Here is a 20,746-nt window from a genome sequence, read left to right on the forward strand (position 1 = left end):
TGACAAACACAGCCCTCAAAATCACCTTGGCCCCTTGTGGGAGCTAGCCTGCTAGCGATAGCGATCCGTCAGTCGACATCAATGCTGAATGTCAGACCGCAATCGCTAGCAGGCTAGCTCCCACAGGGATTTGCAGTGTTCTGAAGACTTGTGTTCGTCACTCGATCAGGAAGAAAAGATTTCCGTGTAACGACGAATCCATTGGTCATGCACGGAGGCCAGGAAGGCGTTGTCGTGCATGATCGCTTTCTCGGCAATCTGCTCCGGCGTGAGGATGTACGGGCTCTTGCGCGCTTCGGCGGAGATGATCGCCTTGCTGTTGACCGGACCGTTGTAGATGTCCTCGGCCATCTTGCCCTGCACCAGCGGGTCCAGAGAGTGGTTGATGAAGGCGTAGACCAGATCGGTATCGCCCGGACGATTTTTCGGCATCACCGAGAGCATCAGGTCGGTGTAGAAACCTTCCTTCATGCCAAACGTGGCGCCCAGGCCGTAGGCCGGATCGCGGATCTGTTTCGGGAAGAACGCCGGCGCGTACAGACCGCCCATGTCCAGGGAGCCGGTGCGGAACAGCTCGGCGATCTGGTTCGGGTTTTCGCCCAGGGTCACCACACGATCTTTCAGCTCGGCGAGTTTCTTGAAGCCTGGCTCGATGTTGTGCTCGTCACCACCGGCCAGTTTTGCGGCGATGATGATCAGGTCCATGGCCTCGGTCCAGTTCGGCGGCGGCAGGAAGATGTTCGGCGACAACTCGGCGTCCCACAGGGCGGCGTAACTGTCCGGGGCTTCCTTGATGGTGCGGGTGCTGTAGACGAGGCTGTTGCACCACAGCAGGTAACCGATGCCGTGGCCGTTGGCGCCGGTGCGGTATTTCTCCGGCACGTCGACCAGGTTGGGGATGCGGTTGAGGTCGGGTTTTTCCAGCAGGTTGGCCGCGGCCAAACCTTCGGCACCGACGCCGGCCAGGGTGATGATGTCGTACTGCGGACGATCGCCGGCGGCCTTGAGTTTGGCGACCATTTCCGAGGTACTGCCGGTGCGGTCAGCGATGACCTTGCAGCCGTACTTGTCTTCAAAAGTTGCCGCGATGTTACGCAATGCAGCAAGGCCGGTGTCATCGGACCAGGTCAGCAAGCGCAGGGTCTTGCCCTGGAATCGAGTGTCGCTGGCGTTGGCCTTGACGAAGGGCAAGCTCATGGCCGCCGCTGCCACCGAGGCCACGCCCACGGTTTTGATGAATTGACGTCTGTTCAGATCATGCTCGCCCATTACGGACTCCCTTTGTTTTTGTAGGTATAAGGCAGGTCGAAACTGTTGCATCCGCGCGCCCGGATCAGCGTTATCCCTCGTATTTTCGGGGGTTTGGCTGAACCAGTGAGTTCATCCTGAGGTCGTGCAAAACACCTGACTATCGATAAAAACTCATCGAAGCCATGACACCAGCGCATGCCTCAGGACGAGGCATGCGCTGACCCTTTTCGAGCCATCAGACCGCTCGAATCACGTGTTTTATTTCCTGGAAAGCCTGCAAGCCCCACGGCCCCAATTCGCGGCCGATGCTGCTCTGTTTGTAGCCACCCCAGGCGGTCTGCGGGAAGATCACCTGCGGCGCGTTGATCCACACCAGCCCCGCCTGCAAGGCGTTGGCGACCCGATCAGCCGCCTCGGCGTCGCGCGTCACCACGCTGGCCACCAGACCGAACTGGCTGTCGTTGGCCAGGGCAATCGCCTCGGCCTCAGAGGCAAAACTGCTCACGCAGATCACTGGCCCGAAAATCTCTTCACACCACAACGCACTGTCGAGGGGCACTTCGGTGAAAATCGTCGGCTGCAAAAAATACCCGCGCGACAGGTCTGCCGGACGATTGCCACCGCAAATCAGTTTGGCGCCAGCGCTCAAACCACGATCGATGTGGCCCAGCACTCGCTGGTATTGCGCCTGATTGACCAGGGCGCCCATTTCCACATCAGGGTCGAACGGGTCGGCGACGCGAATGGCTTCGGCGCGGGCCTTCAAACGAATGAGGAATTCATCCGCCAGTTCGTCAGCGACCAGCACGCGGCTGGTGGCCGAACACATTTGCCCGGCGTTGAAGAAACCGCCACCGCAGGCCACTTCCACGGCCAGTCCGATGTCGGCATCGGCCAACACCAGCAGCGAGGATTTGCCGCCCAGTTCCAGGCTCACGCCTTTCACGGTTTCCGCTGCGCGTTGCATCACCTGCACACCGACCGCGTTGCTGCCGGTGAAGGAGATTTTGGCAATGCGCGGGTCGGCGGACAGCGGCGCACCCACGGCCAGGCCGGTGCCGCAGACCAGGTTGAACACACCGTCGGGCAAACCGGCTTCAGCGATGATCGCCGCCAGTTCCAGCTCCGGCAGCGGCGTGACTTCCGACGGCTTGAGTACCACGCAGCAACCTGCCGCCAGCGCCGGGGCGAGTTTCCAGGCGGTGGTGACCATCGGGAAATTCCACGGCACGATCAGGCCGACCACTCCGCACGGTTCACGACGCAGGCGAGCGCTGAAATCGTCGGTGGGCAGCTCGACGTTGCTGTCTTGTCTGGCATCGAGGCCTTCGGCCAGACCGGCGTAATACTCGAAGGTGGCGATCACGTCATCGACGTCGATGGCGGCTTCGAACAGCGGTTTGCCGTTGTTGCTCGATTGCAACTTCATCAGGTGTTCACGCCCGGCCTGAACGCCTGCGGCGATTCTGCGCAGGATCGCGCCGCGCTCGGTGCCGGTGGTTTTCGACCATTCGCCGAACGCTTTTGTGGCAGCAGTGACGGCTTGATCGACGGCGTTTTCATCGCCGCCATTCACGGTGGTCAACAGGGCTTCGGTGGCCGGGTTGATCACGCGCAGATGTTCGTTGCCGGCCGACCATTGGCCATTGATGTAGAGACCGTCCAGGGTTGTAGGGAAAGTCATTTCGACACCGCCTTCATCCACTGGGTCTGATCGATTTCAATCAGCGTTGGGCCCTGGCGATCAGCGGCGACGCGCAGAGCGCTGCGCAGTTGCTCGACACCGTTGACTGCTTCGGCGGCACAACCCAGCGCCTTGGCCACGCCGATGAAGTCCGGGGTGTAGATGTCCACGCCCACCGGCTCGATGGCGCGGTTGACCATGTATTTCTTGATCTCTTCGTAGCCCTGGTTATTCCACAGCAGGACGATCACCGGGGTGCGCGCTTCAACGGCGCTGGCCAGTTCCGGCAGGGTGAATTGCAGGCCGCCGTCACCGATCAGGCACACCACCGGAGGACGTGCGCCACCTTCGGCGCTGCCGCCGAGCCAGGCGCCAATCGCCGCCGGCAAGGCGTAACCGAGGGTGCCGTAACCGGTGGACGAGTTGAACCAGCGACGCGGGCGTTCCGGGTTGAAGGTCAGGTTGCCGGTGTACACCGGTTGGGTCGAATCGCCGACGAAAACTGCGTCCGGCAACTCGTGCAGAACGGTTTCGAGGAAGCGGGTCTGGGCCAGGGTCGGCGCATCCCAGGTGGCGGCGAGGTCTTCGCGCAGTCGTGCGGCACGGACCTGGCCCCAATCGTTGCGGCGCTCGGCCAGCGAGTGTTTGGACAGCTCGCCGAGCAAGGCTTGCGTGGCGTTGCGCGAATCGGCCACCAGGGCGATTTTCGGCGGGTAGTTGCGCACGGTCTGGTCGGGGTCGATGTCCACCCGCAGCAGCACGCCGGGAATTTCGAAACCGCCGGCAAAGGTGACGTCGTAATCGGTCTCGGCCAGTTCGGTGCCGATGGCCAATACCACGTCGGCCTCGGCCACCAAGGCACGGGTCGCGACCAGGCTTTGGGTCGAACCGATCAGCAGCGGGTGATTGGATTCGAGCATGCCTTTGGCATTGATGGTCAGGGCCACTGGCGCGTCCAGCAGTTCGGCCAGTTCTGTCAGCTCGGCGGCCGCATCGATGGCACCGCCACCGGCCAGAATCAGTGGGCGTTTGGCACCGGCCAGCAGCGCGGTCATGCGGCTGATGGCGCTCGGCGAAGCACCGGCGCGGTCGATGTTCACTGGAAGACTGGTGAGCAAGTCGTCGGCTTCTTCGACCAAAACGTCCAACGGAATTTCGATGTGAACAGGACGCGGACGACCGGCCTGGAACAGTGCGAAAGCACGGGCCAGTACGACTGGCAATTCAGCCGCCGACATCAGGGTGTGGGAGAACGCTGCCACACCGCCGACCAAAGCGCTCTGGTTCGGCAGCTCGTGGAGCTTGCCGCGACCGCCGCCCAATTGGCTGCGCGATTGCACGCTGGAGATCACCAGCATCGGGATCGAATCGGCGTAGGCCTGGCCCATCGCGGTGGTGATGTTGGTCATGCCGGGGCCGGTGATGATGAAGCACACACCCGGTTTGCCACTGGTGCGCGCATAACCGTCGGCCATGAACCCGGCGCCCTGTTCGTGACGCGGCGTGACGTGGTTGATGCTCGAACGGGCCAGCCCGCGATACAGCTCCACGGTGTGAACCCCGGGAATGCCGAACACCTGCTCGACCCCGTAATCTTCGAGTAACTTGACCAATACTTCGCCGCACGTCGCCATGTCTTTGCCCTTTTTGTTCGTTTGAGACGCCGGGCCTGCGCAGTGTTTATGATGCGTGGGCAGGTCCAGGGATGGCCTCATTGGAACGGGCGACACGTAGCCGCAACAATGGATAAAAAGTCATACTAGCCATGTCCTCACGTCATACCTTGGATCCCAATGAAACGATTGCCTCCCCTGCCGGCGCTGCACACTTTTCTGATCACCGCGCAGTGCTGCAACTTCACCCGGGCCGCCGAACAGCTGTACATCACCCAGGGCGCGGTGAGTCGGCAGATCGCCGGGCTGGAAGAACATCTGGGTTATGAACTGTTTATCCGCCAGGCCCGCGGCCTCGACCTGACGGCCGAAGGACGGGAATGGCTGCCACGGGTCCAGCAGATTTTCGGCTTGATCGACGAGGCGGTCGAGCAGATCGGCGAGAAGCGCAAAACCCTGCAACTCAAGGCGCCCACGTGCGTGATGCGCTGGTTGTTGCCGCGCCTGGTGCAGTGGCAACGGGAGCGCCCGGATGTGCCGGTGGAATTGACCACCACGGTGAAACACGGCGTGGATTTTCATCGCGAGCAGTTCGATGCGGCGGTGATCTATGGCGTCCCGCCGGAGACGTCACTGACGTCCCATCGGCTGTTCGATGAGCAACTGACGCCGGTCTGCTCCCGGCCTTACCTCGAAGGGCCGGTGCCGTTGCAGGCGCCGGAGGATCTGGAACAACACATGCTGTTGCACCCGACCCGCGACGAACGCGACTGGAAAGCCTGGCTGGCCAGCGCCGATATTCGCTTGAGCAATGTCGGCAAGGGTCAGCATTTCGAAACCCTGGACCTGGCGATGTCGATGGCGTCCCAAGGGACCGGTGTGGCGATTGGAGATTGGTCGTTGATTGGCGACGACCTGAGCGCCGGGCGGCTGGTCATGCCGTTTGAATTGAAGGTGAAAACGGGGTTGGCGTATTACCTGGTGTTCCCGGAAAAACCCGGGCCTTCGCCGAAGTTGCGCGAATTGATGGGGTGGTTGGTGGAGCAGGCTCAATCGCGCTGAGCCTTGCGCTGAACTGCACCCTGTAGCAGCTGGCGAAGCCTGCGTTCGGCTGCGCAGCAGTCGTAAAACCATACACCGCGGTGTGCCAGGAAAACCGTGGATACAGGGTTTACGACTGCTGCGCAGCCGAACGCAGGCTTCGCCAGCTGCTACAGGTTTGTGGTGTTGCGGGGATCAGTATCCGACTGTGAACCGCTGCCGAGAGTGCTTCGGCGCTTCCACTTCATCGATCATCGCAATCGCATAATCGGCAAAGGTGATCCAGCTCCGCCCTGCACCGCTCACCAGCAAATCATCCTTGCCCACCCGAAATGCCCCCGTGCGCTCACCTTCGACAAACTCCGCCGACGGTGACAGAAAGGTCCAGTCCAGATCCTGTTCCTGCCGCAGGTTCTCCAGAAACAAAGCCCCGGCACTGGCCTCTGCCTTGTACGCCTCCGGAAAGCCCGTGCTGTCGATGACGCGAGAGCCATCCGACAGCAACAACGAACCCGCACCGCCCACCACCAGCAAGCGTTTCACCCCGGCCTTTTTCACCGGCCCAATAACGGCGCTGGCCGGAAGGGTCGCGAAGTGCGCCGCGCTGATCACCACGTCATGAACCGCGACAGCCGCTTGCAACGCTTCGGCATCAAGGGCATCGACGTTCCTGGCCTCCACCCCGGCACGCTGGCTGATCTTCGAGGTGTCACGGGCGATGGCCGTGACGCTGTGACCACGACGCAGGGCTTCTTCCAGCAGTTGGCTGCCGGCACGGCCGGTGGCACCGATGATTGCGATTTTGCTCATGACGTTCTCCAGTTGGCTTGGGTATATCTGACGTTTGCAGCGAGTGCGATAACGCAATCCTGTGGCGAGGGAGCTTGCTCCCGTTCGGCTGCGCAGCAGTCGTAAACCTGAGAATGCTCTGTGGCTGACACACTGCAGGGGAGCGCTTCGCACTCCAGCGGGAGCAAGCTCCCTCGCCACAAAGGCCCTTCAGTCACTCAATCCGGTTACCACTTCATCTCGCCCTTGGCGACTTTGGCGCTGAGCTCCAGCGAGCTCACTTCGCCCACTGCCGGGAAGCGTTTTTTCATCGCGGCGATCAGCGCGGCGGAGTCTTTGGCCTTGGCGGTTTCTTCGTCGAAGGCCTTGATGTAATCGGCGGTGAACTGCACAGCAGCCAGCGAACGGGCGCTCTCACCGAGGTAATGCCCCGGCACAATGGTTTTCGGCTTCAGGGTTTCGATGGCGTGCAGCGTAGTCAACCAATCGGCGTGGGATTGCGCGGTTTGGGTGTCGGCCATCCACACGTGGATGTTTTCTGCGACGACCACACCACCGACGACAGCCTTGATCGACGGGATCCACACAAAGGTCCGGTCCGGCTGCTTGCCGTCCAGGCCCACCACCTGCAACTTCTGCCCTTCAAGCATCAGGCTGTCGCCCTTGAGTACGCCTGGCACGATGGTTTTGGCTGGCACGTCGGCGCCCATTTTCGGGCCCCAGAACGCCAGTTTGCCGTCGACGGTGTGCTTGATGTGATCCACGGTGGGCTGCGAGGCCAGCACCTTGGCGTTCGGGAACGCGGCGGTCAGGGTGTCGAGGCCGAAGTAGTAATCCGGGTCACCGTGGCTGATGTAGATGGTGGTCAGTTGCTTGCCGCTGGCGCGGATCTTCTCGACCACTTGTTCGGCCTGGGATTTGCCGAATTGCGCGTCCACCAGAATCGCTTCTTTTTCGCCGCTGACCAAGACCGAGGTCACCGGGAAGATCGCCTTGTCACCCGGGTTGTACACGTCCAGGGTCAGGGTCGATGCCGCCGCGGCGTGGGCCGCGAAGCCAAGGGTGGCGGTGGCCAGCAAAATGCGTTTGAGAGAGGTGAGGCCGATCATCTGTTGCTCCGTGGTCCGAATGCCGTGTCTGGCGATGGGGACAGAGCTTAGTTGCCTGACTCAGTACAAAAAATGCGATGCTTGAACATAGTTTGTTTCTGAAAGCGGGCAAATCATGGATCGTCTACAAGCAATGCGGGTGTTCGTCACAGTGGTCGACCTCGGCAGCCAGTCGGCCGCCGCCGATCATCTGGACCTGTCACGGCCGGTGGTTTCGCGTTACCTGGCGGAACTGGAAGACTGGGTCGGCGCGCGCCTGATGCACCGCACCACGCGCAAATTGAGCCTGACCGCCGCTGGCAGCGAAATCCTGCCCCGTTGTCGGCAGATGCTCGACCTGTCCACGGACATGCAAGCGGCTGTCAGCGAACCGGACGAGGCACCCCGCGGCCTGCTGCGCATCAGCGTCAGCACCTCGTTCGGCCAGGCGCAACTGGCGGACGCCATGGCGGCTTACGTCAAACGCTATCCCGGCGTGAGCATCGACATGCAGATGCTCGACCGCACGGTGAATCTGGTGGATGAACGCATCGACCTGGCGATCCGCACCAGCAACGACCTGGACCCGAACCTGATCGCCCGGCGGCTGACGGTCTGCCGCTCGGTGATCTGCGCCTCCCCCGCTTACCTGCGCGAACACCCGACGCCGCTACGGGTCGAGGATTTGAGCCAGCACAACTGCCTGACCCATTCCTACTTCGGCAAAAGCCTGTGGCATTTCGAGGAGGACGGCGAGCCGGTGTCGGTGCCGGTGCAGGGCAACATCAGCGCCAACGAGGCCAGCACGCTGCTGCGCGCGACCCTCGCCGGGGCGGGAGTGGCGATGCTGCCCAGTTATCAGGCGGGTGTGCATATCCACAGTGGCGAGCTGATCCGCCTGCTGCCCCACGCCGAGCCGCGGCAGATGAGCGTGTACGCGGTGTATGCCTCACGCAAACACATGCCGTCGGCGCTGCGCAGCATGCTGGATTTTCTGGTACTCAGATTCCCCGAAGAACCGCAGTGGGATATCGGCCTGTAACCGAATCAAAACTGTGGGAGCGGGCTTGCTCGCGAAGGCGGTGGGTCATTCAACAAAGATGTCGACTGACCCACCGCCTTCGCGAGCAAGCCCGCTCCCACAGGGGGATATCAGTGTTCTGAATGGCGGGTTACATACGCAGGATGCGTGACTGGCAACTCACCCGCGCTGACCTATGCTGAAAGGAATACCGAAGGGTATTCGTTCAGAGGTCAACGCCATGAACACCAAAACAAGAAGATACCTCGCCATTTTCATCACCTGCGCGGCGACGCTGGCGCTGTACGGCACTGCTGCCTGGCGTGTCGAGCAGTTGCGGCAACTGCCCCGCGACTACGCGAGTTGTCACTTCGAGCGCTGCATTCCCCACAACGCGACCCTCAACGCCCTTCGGTAACGAAGGCGGTCAGGCCTCGTTGTCCTGATCGGCCTTCAAGCGGTCGCGAAACGCCTTGGGCGAGATCCCCACCCGACGTCGGAACAGGCGTGTGAAGTTGGTCGGATCGGAGAACCCCAACACGTCGGACATTTCGTAAATGGTCATGCTGGTGTAGGTCAGCAAGCGCTTGGCCTCCAGCAACTGACGCTCGTGCATGATCTGCAACGCCGGTTGCCCCGCCAGTTCTCGGCAGGTGCCGTTGAGGTGCGACACGGAAATCCCCAGCCGATGCGCCAGATCTTCGACCTTGACGTGCTGGCGGTACGTCTCTTCCACCAGTTGGATAAAACCATTGAGGTATTCCCGGGCCCGCTGTGGACGCTGACTGGCGGCGCGGCGTGTAATCACCTGACGGCTGACCCAGACCATGATCACGCTGACCAGCGAATGCATGAGCATCTCGCGCGCGGGCTGGTGGCCGGTGTATTCGTCTTGCAGCGCCGAGAACAGGCTGTTGAGGTACTCGCTTTCCTTGCCCGCCGGGTAGCTTTCGGCCTGGGCCAGCGCGTTCACCGAGTTGCCCAGTTGCGCCTGAAGATGGGTAATCAGCGGCGCGGCGAGGGTCACAACGAACCCTTCGACGTCCTCGGAAAACCGGTAACCATGCACCGATAACGGCGGCAGGATCAGGATGGCCGGTTCTGTCAGTTGCGTGTGTTTGCCTTCGATTTCAAGCTCTGCCTGACCTTTGAATACGAAGAGCAACTGGCACAAATCGGCGTGACGGTGGGGTTTGATTTCCCATTGGTGTTCGCGGCTGCGTTTGGAAATGGTTTCACAGTGCAGCAAGTCGGGGGTCGGCCAGTCCAGGCTTTCACCGTAGAGCTTGAACACTGGAATCGAAGGCAGGTCAGGCTTGTTCATCACTTCAATCCAGGCCTCAAAGGGTTTCGGGCGATAATCGCACCGATTGGCAGAATGTACAGGTATCGGCTCAGTTTTCACCTTCAATTGACAGACCCGCAAGGGAAAAATGCAAGCACTCGATCCATAAAAATCATTCACCGGCCGTGGTCGCGTGAAGCTTGCGAGTCATAAAAACAATGAAAACGCTGAAAACCCAAATCGCCATCATTGGCGCCGGTCCCGCCGGTTTACTGCTCGGTCAGTTGCTGCATAACGCCGGAATCGACACCCTGATTCTCGAACGCCAGACCCCGGACTATGTGCTCGGTCGAATCCGCGCCGGTGTCCTCGAACAAGGCATGGTAGAGCTGTTGCGCCAGGCAGGAGTGGGTCAGCGCATGGACGCCGAAGGGCTGGTCCATGGCGGTTTCGAACTGGCCCTCGACGGGCGCCGGGTCCACATTGATCTGCACGCCCTGACCGGTGGCAAAACCGTGATGATCTATGGCCAGACCGAGGTCACCCGGGACCTGATGGCCGCTCGTCGGGTGGCTGGCGCGCAGACGATTTACCAGGCCGCCAACGTCGTACCGCACGGGATGAAAACCGCAGAACCGTTTGTGACGTTTGAGAAGGATGGCGAGACGTATCGCCTCGATTGCGACTACATCGCCGGGTGCGACGGATTCCATGGTGTGGCGCGGCAGTCGATTCCTGCCGAGTGTTTGAAGGTCTTCGAGCGGGTCTATCCGTTTGGCTGGCTGGGGATTCTCGCTGATACGCCGCCGGTGCACGAAGAGCTGGTCTACGCCCGCCACGAACGCGGTTTTGCCTTGTGCAGCATGCGCTCGGCGACCCGCACCCGTTATTACCTCCAGGTGCCGGCGGACGAGAAGGTCGAGGACTGGTCGGATCAGCGCTTCTGGGAAGAGCTCAAATCGCGTCTGCCTTCTGCGCTGGCCAACGCCTTGGTGACCGGGCCGTCCATCGAAAAGAGCATCGCGCCGCTGCGCAGTTTTGTCGTCGAGCCGATGCAGTACGGGCGCATGTTTCTGGTCGGTGACGCCGCGCACATCGTCCCGCCCACCGGCGCCAAAGGCCTGAACCTGGCGGCCAGCGACGTCAGCACCTTGTTCACGATTTTGCTGAAGATTTACCGTGAAGAGCGTCTGGATCTGCTGGAAAAGTACTCCGAAATCTGCCTGCGCCGGGTCTGGAAAGCCGAGCGGTTTTCCTGGTGGATGACCTCGATGCTGCACCGTTTCGACGATCACGACGCCTTCAGTCAGCGCATCTGCGAGTCGGAACTGGATTACTTCGTACACTCCGAAGCGGGTCGAAAAACCATTGCAGAAAATTACGTCGGGCTTCCTTATGAGGCTATCGAATAGCCTGCTACCGACTTACACTGGCGAGCATCCCCGCTCGCCTTGCTCCTTGCGGGTCAATCACTGTCCGCAGGTTTTACCCGTGACCAATCTCAACCAGCCTGAAACGCCTAAACCGGCCATTCGCAGCGTGTTGATCGCCCTGATGCTGGCGATCTTTCTTGGCGCACTGGACCAGACCATCGTCGCCGTTTCAATGCCGGCCATCTCCGCGCAATTCAAGGACGTCAGCCTGCTGGCCTGGGTGATTTTCGGCTACATGGTGGCGATGACCGTGGCCGTGCCGATCTACGGCAAACTCGGCGATCTGTACGGCCGACGCAAGTTGATGCTGTTCGGCATGGGGCTGTTCACCCTCGCCTCTTTGTTCTGCGGCATGGCCCAGAGCATGGAGCAACTGGTGCTGGCGCGGATCATTCAAGGCATCGGCGCAGGCGGGATGATTTCGGTCAGCCAGGCGATCATCGGCGACATCGTCCCGCCCCGGGAGCGCGGTCGCTATCAAGGTTATTTCAGCAGCATGTACGCCGTGGCCAGTGTCGCCGGCCCGGTACTCGGCGGCTACATGACCGAATACCTGTCCTGGCGCTGGGTGTTCCTGATCAACCTGCCGCTGGGCCTCGGTGCCTGGCTGGTGGCCAATCGCACGTTGGTGGGTTTGCCCGTGCCACAACGCAAACCGATCATCGATTACCTCGGCACATTGCTGATGATCATCGGTTTGACCGCATTGCTGCTGGGCATCACCCAAGTCGGTCAGGGCCACTCGTGGCGCAGCGCCGAAGTGCTGGGCCTGCTCGGGTGTGCGGTGCTGGTGTTGGCGCTGTTTGTCTGGCATGAACGCCGGGCGCGGGAGCCATTGCTGCCGATGCACCTGTTCGCCAACCGCAACGCGATCCTGTGCTGGTGCACGATTTTCTTCACCAGTTTCCAGGCCATCTCGCTGATCGTGCTGATGCCGCTGCGCTTCCAGAGCGTCACCGGCGCCGGGGCCGACAGCGCCGCGCTGCACCTGTTGCCACTGGCCATGGGCTTGCCGATCGGGGCTTATTTCGCCGGACGCCGCACGTCGGTGACGGGACGCTACAAACCGATGATCCTGGCCGGCGCTATCCTCATGCCGATCTCGATTCTCGGCATGGCGTTCAGTCCGCCCCAGGCTTTCGTCCTCAGCAGCCTGTTTATGTTGCTCAGTGGGATCGCCGGCGGCATGCAATTCCCGACGTCTCTGGTCGGGACGCAGAACTCGGTGGAGCAACGGGATATCGGCGTCGCCACTAGCACCACCAACCTGTTCCGCTCGCTGGGCGGCGCGGTGGGGGTGGCGTTGATGTCGGCGCTGCTGCTGGCGTTGCTGCAGGATTCGAGCTTCGCCCACCTGGCCGGCTCGTCGATGATTGCCGAGGGCAGTTCGGGGAACGTGTTGCTGGATGGTTTGAACGCTGCGCCGGGGGAGGCGCAGAACGCCTTGCGCGCCGAGTTGCTACTGACCTTCCAGCATTTGTTGATGGTCAGTGCGGCGGTTTCGCTGCTGGGGTTGGCGGCGGCGGTTGCGATGCCGAATATGTTGCTGCGGGGGCGGGAAGACAAGGTTCAATAGATAGACCGAGTCGCCTGCATTCGCGAGCAAGCCCGCTCCCACAGTAGATCTCCAGTGTTCACAGATTTTGTGTACGACCGAGATCAAATGTGGGAGCGGGCTTGCTCGCGAAGGCGGTTTGTCAGATCCCTAATAATCAAGGGCTGTAATACCCCACAGCCACCAGAAAATGCCCGACCTTTTTCAGGTAGGCATGCTTGTCTTCAACCTTGCCGGTCACCGGGTTTTTCCAGCGGTATTCGTATTCGCCGTAATCCTGTTTGGCAATCAGCGCCAGGATCGGCTCGCCCACCGGTTTGCCTTCAGGGTCCTTGATCTTGCCGAAGTCGGTATTGATCAGCCGCAGGTTGGTGCCGTGGGCCACGTAACGCTGGGTGTTCAGGTCGACCACGAACACATACAGGTCATCCTGCAAGTAGCCGCCCTTGAGGGAGTTGATCGCGTTCAGCGTACCCTTCTCGTCCTTGGCCAGATCCGTTGACGCTTTGTTCAGCAAGGCCATCGCCTGCTCCGCCGACGCCCGTGGCAGGTAGTAACCCACGGCCAGGATTCGCTGGCCAACGCGCTGATAGAACACGTGCTTGCGCTCGACCTTGCCGTCGGACCAGTTCTGCCAGCGGTATTCCGCCTGTTGAATGCCATTGCCCTCCGGCACGTTCAAGGCGTCCTTGAAGGCTTTCTGCAAATCCGGCCCGAGGGTTTCAGACACATCACGCCCGATCAACGCCGAAGACGGCCCGCCGCTGGCGAGCATCACGCCCTTGGTGTCGACCACGAAGACGTAACGATCCTTGTCTACAAACTCGCCCTGACGGCTGAAGGCTGCGAAGGCCTTGTCGCCGTTGTCGTGGTAGTACGCCAGGGCTTTTTCCAGCAAGGCTTTGGCCGCTTGGCTGTCGTCCTTTTCCGCCGTGGCAGCCTGAACCTGCCCCACGCACAGCAACAGCATCCCGCCCAGCACGGCCAACTTGTGCAGAACCCCCATAGCGCATCCCCTCGTTCTTGTCGGTGTTTCAAGAGCGTAGACGGGTTGGGGATATGTACGAATATTCAGGAAAGCACAGGCCTGCATTGGGCTCTGTAGCAGCTGTCGAGCCCCAGCGAGGCTGCGTCCGGCTGCGAAGCAGTCGTCAATCCAATCAACTCGGTTTACCTGAAATACCGAGTTGGCTGATTTTACGACGGCTTCGCCGCCGAACGCAGCCTCGCTGGGGCTCGACAGCTGCTACATCGGCCTGTTTAAGGTTTACTGCCTTGCGCGGAGTTGTTGCTGCAGATTCTGGATCTGCGCCTGGAGGGTGTTGATGTTGCGGGTGGTTTGACCGCGGAAGGCGTCGAACTCCGCCGTATTGGTGGCGCCTTGCGCAGGAGACGGGCGGTTGTCCTGCTGGCTTTTGAGCACGATCATGTCTTGTTCCAGGCGCTCGATGGCGGCGCTCGGGTTGCCTTGTTTCTTCAGCGCCACGATGTCGGCGCCGAGGCTTTTGAGCTGGGCGTCAAATTTGCTGGTGTCTTCCGGGGCATTTTTCAGCGCGGCCAATTCGGTACTCAAGGCTTTGACCTGCGCCTCCAATTGCGTGTTGGCGGTCTGGTGTTCGCTGCTCTGAGTGGTGATTTGCGCCAGGCGTTTGTCCAGATCGGTGGTTTGCGCGGTCATCTGTGCCAGACGCTTGTCCAGATCACTGGTCTGACCGACAACACCCTGCTGCTGCTTGCTTTGATCCAACAGTTGGGTTTCCAGCTGCTTGATTTGCAGCTTCAAGGCTTCGCTGTCGCTGGTGACGTTGGTCTGACTAGCGACCACCTTGCCGGAAATATCCTGCAAGCGCCCCGCCGCGTCCTCACTGATACGCGCGAAACTTTCCTGGGTGGCCACCAGTTGCTGTTCCATCAGCGAAATCTGCTGAAAGCTCCACCAGGCAAGGCCGGCGAAGGCAAAGAACAAGGCGCCGACCAAGGCCCACAAAGGACCGGTGCTGGCGCTTTTGACTTTGACCACCGGCGCCGTCCGCGAATGCACGGAGGTGCGAGTCGTGGCCGGAAAATCATCGTCATCGGGGACGTCTGCGCGCAGGCTCGGTAAATCGAAGTCGTCGTTGGCATCGTTACGCATGGACATTGAGTCAACCTTTGTGGAACGCGGTGATGGCTTTATGCGGCGAGTATAAACCCCTACTGCCGCACCGATTGACCCTCAACGCCAAACTCGGTTCAGTGATGGCAGACGGGGACTGGAAAGTCAGCGAATGTCCTGGGCCTTCCACCAGCCGCAAAATTCATCAAGGGCCGTCCAGAGACTGACTTTCGGATCGTAGTCCAGATAATGCCGGGCGCGACTGATGTCCAGGGTGAAATTTTTGTTCATCACCTGCATGCCCAGTCGCGACAGCGTCGGCTCGGGACGCCCCGGCCAGAGTTTGCACACCCCTTCGTTAAGCGCCGCAACGCTGTAGGCCAGACCGTAGGAACGGTAGCGCGTCACTTGTGGGACTTCCATCTTGCGCATGACGTAATTGACCACATCCCACAACGGCACCGGCGTACCGTTACTGATGTTGTAGGCCTTGCCCAGTGCCGAACCGCTGGCCAGCAAGCTGCTCAGCAACGCTTCATTGAGGTTTTGCATGCTGGTGAAATCGACCTTGTTCAGGCCGTTGCCGATGATCGCAAGGCGTCCCTTGCGCTGCATCTTCAGCAGGCGCGGGAAGATGCTCATGTCACCCGCCCCGGTCACGAAACGCGGACGCAGGGCCAGGGTTTCGAGACCGAATTCCTGTGCGCCAAAGACTTTTTGCTCGGCGAGGAATTTGGTGGCGGCGTAGGGATGTTTGAAACGTTTAGGCACCTGTTCTTCGGTCAGCCCCAGGTGATCACGGCCATCGAAGTAGATCGACGGCGACGATAAATGCACCAGGCGCCGAACGCGCTGCTTCAGGCAGGCCTCGACCACGTTTTCGGTGACCTGCACGTTGCCTTGATGAAAGTCCTGATACCGCCCCCACACACCGACCGCGCCGGCGCAATGCACCACCGCTTCGACATCGGAACACAGCTCGCGAGCCAGTTCCGGGTCGCTCAAGTCGCCCGGGATAAACTCGGCGCCACGGCGCACCAGATGTTCGACGCTTTCGGCCCGGCGACCGTTGACCCGCACGTCCAGGCCTTGCTCCAGGGCGAAACGCGCAAAGCGTCCGCCAATGAAGCCGCTTGCGCCGGTGACCAGAATTTTCATGTAGAGCTCCGATGTGTTTCGTTTTGCGTAATGCGTGAGTCTTGACGCTGCCCGTCAGTCCAACGGCACCAGCCATTGCCTGGATGAGCGTACCAATTGATCGGTCAACAACCCCAGCAGCTGACCGCCGTTGCGCCAATGATGCCAGTACAGCGGCACATCGATGGGCTTATCTGGCAAAAGCTCCAGTAAAACACCGCGTTCCAGTTGCTCGCGCACCTGCAATTCCGGCACCAGGCCCCAGCCAAGTCCGGCCTCGGTCAAGCGAATGAAGCCTTCAGACGATGGGCATAAATGGTGTTCGAAACCGCCATCGACACCGAGGGACGCGAGGTAGCGATGCTGTAGGAAATCGTCCGGGCCAAACACCAGCGCCGGGGTTTTCGCCAGCAGATCAGCTCGCACGCCTTCAGGAAAATGCCGGGCGATGAACGCCGGACTGGCCAGCGCTCGATAACGCATGGCGCCCAGTAACACGCTGCGGGCACCCGCTACCGGACGCTCGCTGGCGCAAATGCACGCAGCCACTTCGCCGGCGCGCATGCGTTTGAGGCTGACCGTCTGGTCTTCGACGACCAGATCCAGCAGCAGGTGTTGCTCGGCGCAGAAATCACTGACGGCAGCGGCCCACCACGTCGCCAGACTGTCGGCGTTCAGGGCTATGCGCAGACGCTCCGGCAGACCTTCTTCATCCAGCGCCGGCACCAGCGTCTGCAGATCCCGCTCCAGCAAACGGACCTGCTGGACATGGTTAAGCAACCGTCGACCGATTTCAGTCGGGGCTGGCGGCGTGACCCGCACCAACACCGGCTGGCCGATCCGCGCCTCCAGCAGCTTGATGCGCTGGGAGATCGCCGATTGCGACAAACCCAGCACCTGCGCGGCACGTTCAAATCCGGCCTGCTCGACCACGGCGGCCAGGGCAGAAAGCAATTTATAGTCGAACATCAGTTTTCCTAATGAGCGATCAGCATGATTGGTTTTTCTTATACAGCGTTGCACCGGAGAATGGCCAGCATGAACTCTTGAACAAGGATCACCGACATGGCTGGCGAAACTTCATTGGCAACGCTGCTGCGCAGCATGAGCCCGCAGCTCAACGACGGCGAATACGTGTTCTGCACGCTGCGCGACGGCCAGTTGCCTGCCGGTCTCGAGATCGTCGGCAGCTTTCGCGAGCAGGAAGGCCTGACAGTGATTCTGGAACGTTCCCACGCCGAACAGGCCGGTTTCAGCTTCGACTACGTCGCGGCCTGGATCACCTTGAACGTGCATTCGGCCCTCGAAGCCGTCGGCCTGACCGCCGCCTTCGCCACGGCATTGGGCCAGGCCGGCATCAGTTGCAACGTGATCGCCGGTTACTACCACGACCACTTATTCGTCGGTCAAGCCGATGCCCAACACGCCCTTCAAGTGCTGCGAGATCTGGCAGCCAACGCGGAGTAAACCTTATGTGGCAAAGCTATGTGAACGGCCTGCTGGTGGCCGCGGGGCTGATCATGGCGATCGGCACGCAGAATGCGTTTGTGCTGGCGCAGAGCCTTCGGCGTGAACATCACCTACCGGTGGCGGCGTTGTGCGTAACCTGCGATGCCTTATTGGTTGCCGCCGGGGTGTTCGGGCTGGCGACGGTGCTGGCGCAAAACCCGACGCTGCTGGCGATCGCCCGCTGGGGTGGCGTTGTATTTCTGATTTGGTATGGCAGCCAGGCGCTGCGTCGGGCGTGCTCTAAACAAAGTCTGCAACAAGGTGAAAACCAGACGGTGCGCTCGCTGCGCGCGGTGATGCTCAGCGCCTTGGCCGTGACCCTGCTCAACCCGCACGTTTATCTGGATACGGTGCTGTTGATCGGCTCACTCGGCGCGCAACAAACCGAGCCCGGCGCTTATGTGGTCGGGGCCGCGAGTGCGTCGTTGCTGTGGTTTTTCACCTTGGCACTGGGCGCCGCATGGTTGGCACCGTGGCTGGCGCGGCCGAGCACTTGGCGGATTCTCGATCTGTTGGTTGCCGTGATGATGTTTGCAGTGGCGTTTCAATTAATCGTCGCGCCCTGATTATTCCAAAAGGCTCTGGAACCTCTATTCCACACAGTTGTTGCGTGGTTATGCCGCACCCCCGGTGCTATGATCCGATCCGATGCGCCGCAAAGAGTACAAACTCCCCGGCGCTTGTCTGGCCGCCCGTGATCGGCCTTGCGCTCACCGCAACTGACCTGATTAGGAGAATCATCATGGCTTTCGAATTGCCGCCGCTGCCTTACGCACACGATGCCCTGCAGCCGCACATTTCCAAGGAAACTCTGGAATACCACCACGACAAGCACCACAACACCTACGTCGTGAACCTGAACAACCTGGTGCCAGGCACCGAGTTCGAAGGCAAGACTCTGGAAGAAATCGTCAAATCTTCCTCGGGCGGTATCTTCAACAACGCCGCTCAGGTCTGGAACCACACTTTCTACTGGAACTGCCTGGCGCCAAACGCCGGCGGTCAACCAACCGGCGCGCTGGCTGAAGCCATCAACGCTTCCTTCGGTTCGTTCGACAAGTTCAAAGAAGAATTCAGCAAAACCTCCATCGGCACCTTCGGTTCCGGTTGGGGCTGGCTGGTGAAAAAGGCTGACGGTTCCCTGGCCCTGGCCAGCACCATCGGCGCCGGCAACCCGTTGACCAACGGCGACACCCCGCTGCTGACCTGCGACGTCTGGGAACACGCTTACTACATCGACTACCGCAACGTTCGTCCGAAATACGTCGAAGCGTTCTGGAACCTGGTCAACTGGAAATTCGTGGCTGAGCAATTTGAAGGCAAAACCTTCAAGGCTTAAGATCGATGCCAGACAAAAAACCCGGCTTTTATGCCGGGTTTTTTATGCGCTGGAGAAAAGTCAGAGAGCCCTGAGCGGCCTTGAAAAATGGGTCGGCTGTCCGGCCGCCTCGCGAGCAGGCTCGCTCCTATAGTGGGTACGGGTGGACACACCCTTTATGAAACCCACTCGATCTCCTGTGGGAGCGAGCCTGCTCGCGATGAACGATAACGCGGTCTTTGAACTACTACGCCGGATCAACGTTATCCAAGGCTCGGTTCACCGCCAACTCCGCCAGCATGATGATCTGCTGGAGCGCCAGCACCGTGTGCCGCTGCGGACCGATCAGGTTCGCGGCGAAATCACTGGCCATGACGCTGGCCGAGGCCAGGGACTCGCAGGCTTGGGCCAGGAGACTTTCGCTGTCCATGTCTGGGGCGATCATGAACATCGTGCTGGGGCGACGGGGTTTTTCGGTGTATTGGTCTGGCGGGTCGAGGTAGTAATCGAGGGCGCGTTTTATGGCTTCGCGGTCTCTGAGGAGCGTTTCGGCTTCGGGGGCTTCGGAGGTGGGGGTGGTGTTGACGGGTGGATCGGGAATCAGCTTATTCATTGGATGCTCTTCTCAGTTGGAGCCATCACTTGCCGTTTCTCACGCGACGAAGGGGTGGCAGCTATGTGCGGAGTGAGAAACCGGTCAGAGCCCAAACCCGGCCGGACCGAAGTCCGCCCGCACACAGCCGCCATAGAGCATTGTCGACAGCGAATAAGCTGGCGGCAATTATGGTGGTACTGGTGTTGTATTAACAGGCTTACCGGGTTCTCACACCCGGTCGCTGAGTTTTCAGCGACAGCCAGAGGTTAGAGAGACTGCTTCCTACCCGGCAACCTGAAAAATGCGTGGGAAATCGCTGTGTTTTTTACACATCTTTCAACACACGAAAATGGAACGCGGAGCGTCCCTGGCTGCATTCCCACGCGGAGCGTAGGGAACGATCAATCGGGGGGAAGCAGGAAGAAATTGGTCGGCTCTCAGGCCGCCATCGCAGGCAAGCCAGCTCCCACAGGGTTCGGTGTACACCTGCAAGAAATTGGTCGGCTGTCAGGCCGCCTTCGCAGGCAAGCCAGCTCCCACAGGGGTGCGGTGTACACCTGCAAGAAATTGGTCGGCTGTCAGGCCGCCTTCGCAGGCAAGCCAGCTCCCACAGGGTTCGGTGTACACCTGCAAGAAATTGGTCGGCTGTCAGGCCGCCATCGCTGGCAGGCCAGCTCCCACAGGGGGGTTGGTGTACCTCTGCAAGAAATTGGTCGGCTGTCAGGCCGCCATCGCAGGCAAGCCAGCTCCCACAAGGATTAGGCGTGCACTCGCTTCTCACCACTCAATAGGCCGAGCGTTAGCTCGCCTGCTTTTGATCTTGATCCACCCGCCCCGTCGGGAGGCTGAGTGGAGGTGTTCATCCGGGGAGTGGCGCGTAGCGCCGTTCGACGCAGTCGAACACGCTGCATGTAGGTGCAGCGAAGCCAACCGGAGGGCAGTGTCCCCGGATGGATACCGGAGCGAAGGAACGCCGAGCCTAGGCGAGGGGCCGGACGTTGGGGCGAAGACCTTTGCTTCCTTTGGGGCGTTTGCCAAAGGGAGTCGCCGTAAGGGCGAAACCATAAGCGGCCGTTACCGCAGCAATGGATATGTACACACCCCACAAGAACATGGTCGGCTATAAGGCCGCCAAGCAACCAAGCCAATCTCCGACAATGAAACCAGCGTTCAGCCCCTTGCCCCCACGCCACAGCAGGCTACCATCATCAAATGGAAAAATAGTCCCAATCCCGCTCAAGTTGAAGGACCCAACAACCGACACAGTACTAATAGGGCAAATACTCAAAACAACAGCATTTCTGCCAAGCTACCGGCAAAAAACCCTGAGAT

Annotated in this window: 19 protein-coding genes; 8 read left to right on the forward strand and 11 right to left on the reverse strand. The window is 60.5% G+C overall.

The window, feature by feature from the left end; genetic code table 11:
* Positions 1–165: 165 nt before the first annotated feature.
* The 3 genes from ACA072_RS22725 to ACA072_RS22735 form a co-directional block, all read right to left on the reverse strand.
* Positions 166–1,269: an extracellular solute-binding protein gene (locus tag ACA072_RS22725; protein WP_109634373.1), complete on the reverse strand. Its 1,104-nt coding sequence runs from the start codon at positions 1,267–1,269 to the stop codon at positions 166–168.
* Between the two features lie 217 nt (positions 1,270–1,486).
* Positions 1,487–2,935: an aldehyde dehydrogenase family protein gene (locus ACA072_RS22730; protein WP_497620726.1), complete on the reverse strand. Its 1,449-nt coding sequence runs from the start codon at positions 2,933–2,935 to the stop codon at positions 1,487–1,489.
* The gene (locus ACA072_RS22735) at positions 2,932–4,569 is read right to left on the reverse strand and encodes a 5-guanidino-2-oxopentanoate decarboxylase (RefSeq protein WP_497620728.1); all 1,638 of its coding nucleotides are present in this window, start codon (positions 4,567–4,569) and stop codon (positions 2,932–2,934) included. Before ACA072_RS22735 ends, ACA072_RS22730 begins: the two co-directional genes overlap by 4 nt.
* Before the next feature lie 159 nt (positions 4,570–4,728).
* Here ACA072_RS22735 and ACA072_RS22740 point away from each other — a divergent pair, with 159 nt between their 5' ends.
* Entirely contained in the window at positions 4,729–5,610 is an 882-nt protein-coding gene (locus ACA072_RS22740) for a LysR substrate-binding domain-containing protein (protein WP_497620730.1), read from the forward strand.
* A gap of 174 nt (positions 5,611–5,784) precedes the next feature.
* Here the strand turns inward: ACA072_RS22740 and ACA072_RS22745 are convergent, their stop codons facing one another.
* Both ACA072_RS22745 and ACA072_RS22750 read right to left on the reverse strand, forming a co-directional pair.
* Complete coding sequence (locus ACA072_RS22745) at positions 5,785–6,399, reverse strand: NAD(P)-dependent oxidoreductase (RefSeq protein ID WP_497620732.1); 615 nt, start codon at positions 6,397–6,399, stop codon at positions 5,785–5,787.
* 206 nt (positions 6,400–6,605) lie between these two features.
* Complete coding sequence (locus tag ACA072_RS22750) at positions 6,606–7,487, reverse strand: MBL fold metallo-hydrolase (RefSeq protein WP_497620734.1); 882 nt, start codon at positions 7,485–7,487, stop codon at positions 6,606–6,608.
* A 115-nt stretch (positions 7,488–7,602) separates the two neighbouring features.
* Here ACA072_RS22750 and ACA072_RS22755 point away from each other — a divergent pair, with 115 nt between their 5' ends.
* Together ACA072_RS22755 and ACA072_RS22760 are read left to right on the forward strand one after the other, a co-directional pair.
* Positions 7,603–8,508 carry a LysR family transcriptional regulator gene (locus ACA072_RS22755; protein ID WP_497620736.1) on the forward strand — a complete coding sequence of 302 codons (906 nt, stop codon included), beginning with the start codon at positions 7,603–7,605 and terminating at the stop codon, positions 8,506–8,508.
* Between the two features lie 220 nt (positions 8,509–8,728).
* On the forward strand, positions 8,729–8,905 hold the full coding sequence (locus ACA072_RS22760) for a hypothetical protein (RefSeq protein ID WP_497620738.1): 177 nt from the start codon (positions 8,729–8,731) through the stop codon (positions 8,903–8,905).
* Between the two features lie 9 nt (positions 8,906–8,914).
* Here the strand turns inward: ACA072_RS22760 and ACA072_RS22765 are convergent, their stop codons facing one another.
* Positions 8,915–9,811 carry a helix-turn-helix domain-containing protein gene (locus tag ACA072_RS22765; RefSeq protein ID WP_497620740.1) on the reverse strand — a complete coding sequence of 299 codons (897 nt, stop codon included), beginning with the start codon at positions 9,809–9,811 and terminating at the stop codon, positions 8,915–8,917.
* A gap of 188 nt (positions 9,812–9,999) precedes the next feature.
* On the opposite strand from ACA072_RS22765, the gene pobA reads away from it, so the two are divergent.
* Positions 10,000–11,184 (forward strand): 4-hydroxybenzoate 3-monooxygenase, encoded by a 1,185-nt coding sequence (gene pobA, locus ACA072_RS22770; protein ID WP_497625032.1) that lies wholly within the window; start codon positions 10,000–10,002, stop codon positions 11,182–11,184.
* A 79-nt stretch (positions 11,185–11,263) separates the two neighbouring features.
* Positions 11,264–12,781, forward strand: coding sequence for an MDR family MFS transporter (locus tag ACA072_RS22775; RefSeq protein WP_497620742.1), 1,518 nt, complete (start codon positions 11,264–11,266; stop codon positions 12,779–12,781).
* 136 nt (positions 12,782–12,917) lie between these two features.
* On the opposite strand, the gene ACA072_RS22780 is transcribed toward ACA072_RS22775, so the two are convergent.
* From ACA072_RS22780 to ACA072_RS22795, 4 genes are all read right to left on the reverse strand, one after another.
* On the reverse strand, positions 12,918–13,766 hold the full coding sequence (locus tag ACA072_RS22780) for a cache domain-containing protein (protein ID WP_497620744.1): 849 nt from the start codon (positions 13,764–13,766) through the stop codon (positions 12,918–12,920).
* Positions 13,767–14,027: 261 nt separating this feature from the next.
* Positions 14,028–14,900: an ATPase gene (locus ACA072_RS22785; RefSeq protein WP_497620746.1), complete on the reverse strand. Its 873-nt coding sequence runs from the start codon at positions 14,898–14,900 to the stop codon at positions 14,028–14,030.
* 120 nt (positions 14,901–15,020) lie between these two features.
* On the reverse strand, positions 15,021–16,013 hold the full coding sequence (locus tag ACA072_RS22790) for an NAD-dependent epimerase/dehydratase family protein (protein ID WP_497620748.1): 993 nt from the start codon (positions 16,011–16,013) through the stop codon (positions 15,021–15,023).
* A 54-nt stretch (positions 16,014–16,067) separates the two neighbouring features.
* Positions 16,068–16,961 carry a LysR family transcriptional regulator ArgP gene (locus tag ACA072_RS22795; RefSeq protein ID WP_497620750.1) on the reverse strand — a complete coding sequence of 298 codons (894 nt, stop codon included), beginning with the start codon at positions 16,959–16,961 and terminating at the stop codon, positions 16,068–16,070.
* Between the two features lie 96 nt (positions 16,962–17,057).
* Here ACA072_RS22795 and ACA072_RS22800 point away from each other — a divergent pair, with 96 nt between their 5' ends.
* The 3 genes from ACA072_RS22800 to ACA072_RS22810 all read left to right on the forward strand — a co-directional run bounded on the left by ACA072_RS22800 (position 17,058) and on the right by ACA072_RS22810 (position 18,840).
* A complete protein-coding gene (locus tag ACA072_RS22800) occupies positions 17,058–17,459 on the forward strand; it encodes an ACT domain-containing protein (RefSeq protein WP_497620751.1) in 402 nt (133 codons plus the stop codon).
* Positions 17,460–17,464: 5 nt separating this feature from the next.
* The gene (locus tag ACA072_RS22805; protein WP_497620752.1) at positions 17,465–18,067 is read left to right on the forward strand and encodes a LysE/ArgO family amino acid transporter; all 603 of its coding nucleotides are present in this window, start codon (positions 17,465–17,467) and stop codon (positions 18,065–18,067) included.
* A gap of 176 nt (positions 18,068–18,243) precedes the next feature.
* Positions 18,244–18,840 carry a superoxide dismutase gene (locus ACA072_RS22810; protein WP_461955453.1) on the forward strand — a complete coding sequence of 199 codons (597 nt, stop codon included), beginning with the start codon at positions 18,244–18,246 and terminating at the stop codon, positions 18,838–18,840.
* Positions 18,841–19,066: 226 nt separating this feature from the next.
* Here the strand turns inward: ACA072_RS22810 and ACA072_RS22815 are convergent, their stop codons facing one another.
* The gene (locus ACA072_RS22815; protein ID WP_497620754.1) at positions 19,067–19,432 is read right to left on the reverse strand and encodes a DUF6124 family protein; all 366 of its coding nucleotides are present in this window, start codon (positions 19,430–19,432) and stop codon (positions 19,067–19,069) included.
* Positions 19,433–20,746: the final 1,314 nt, after the last annotated feature.

It is taken from the genome of Pseudomonas sp. LBUM1656, assembly GCF_059716065.1.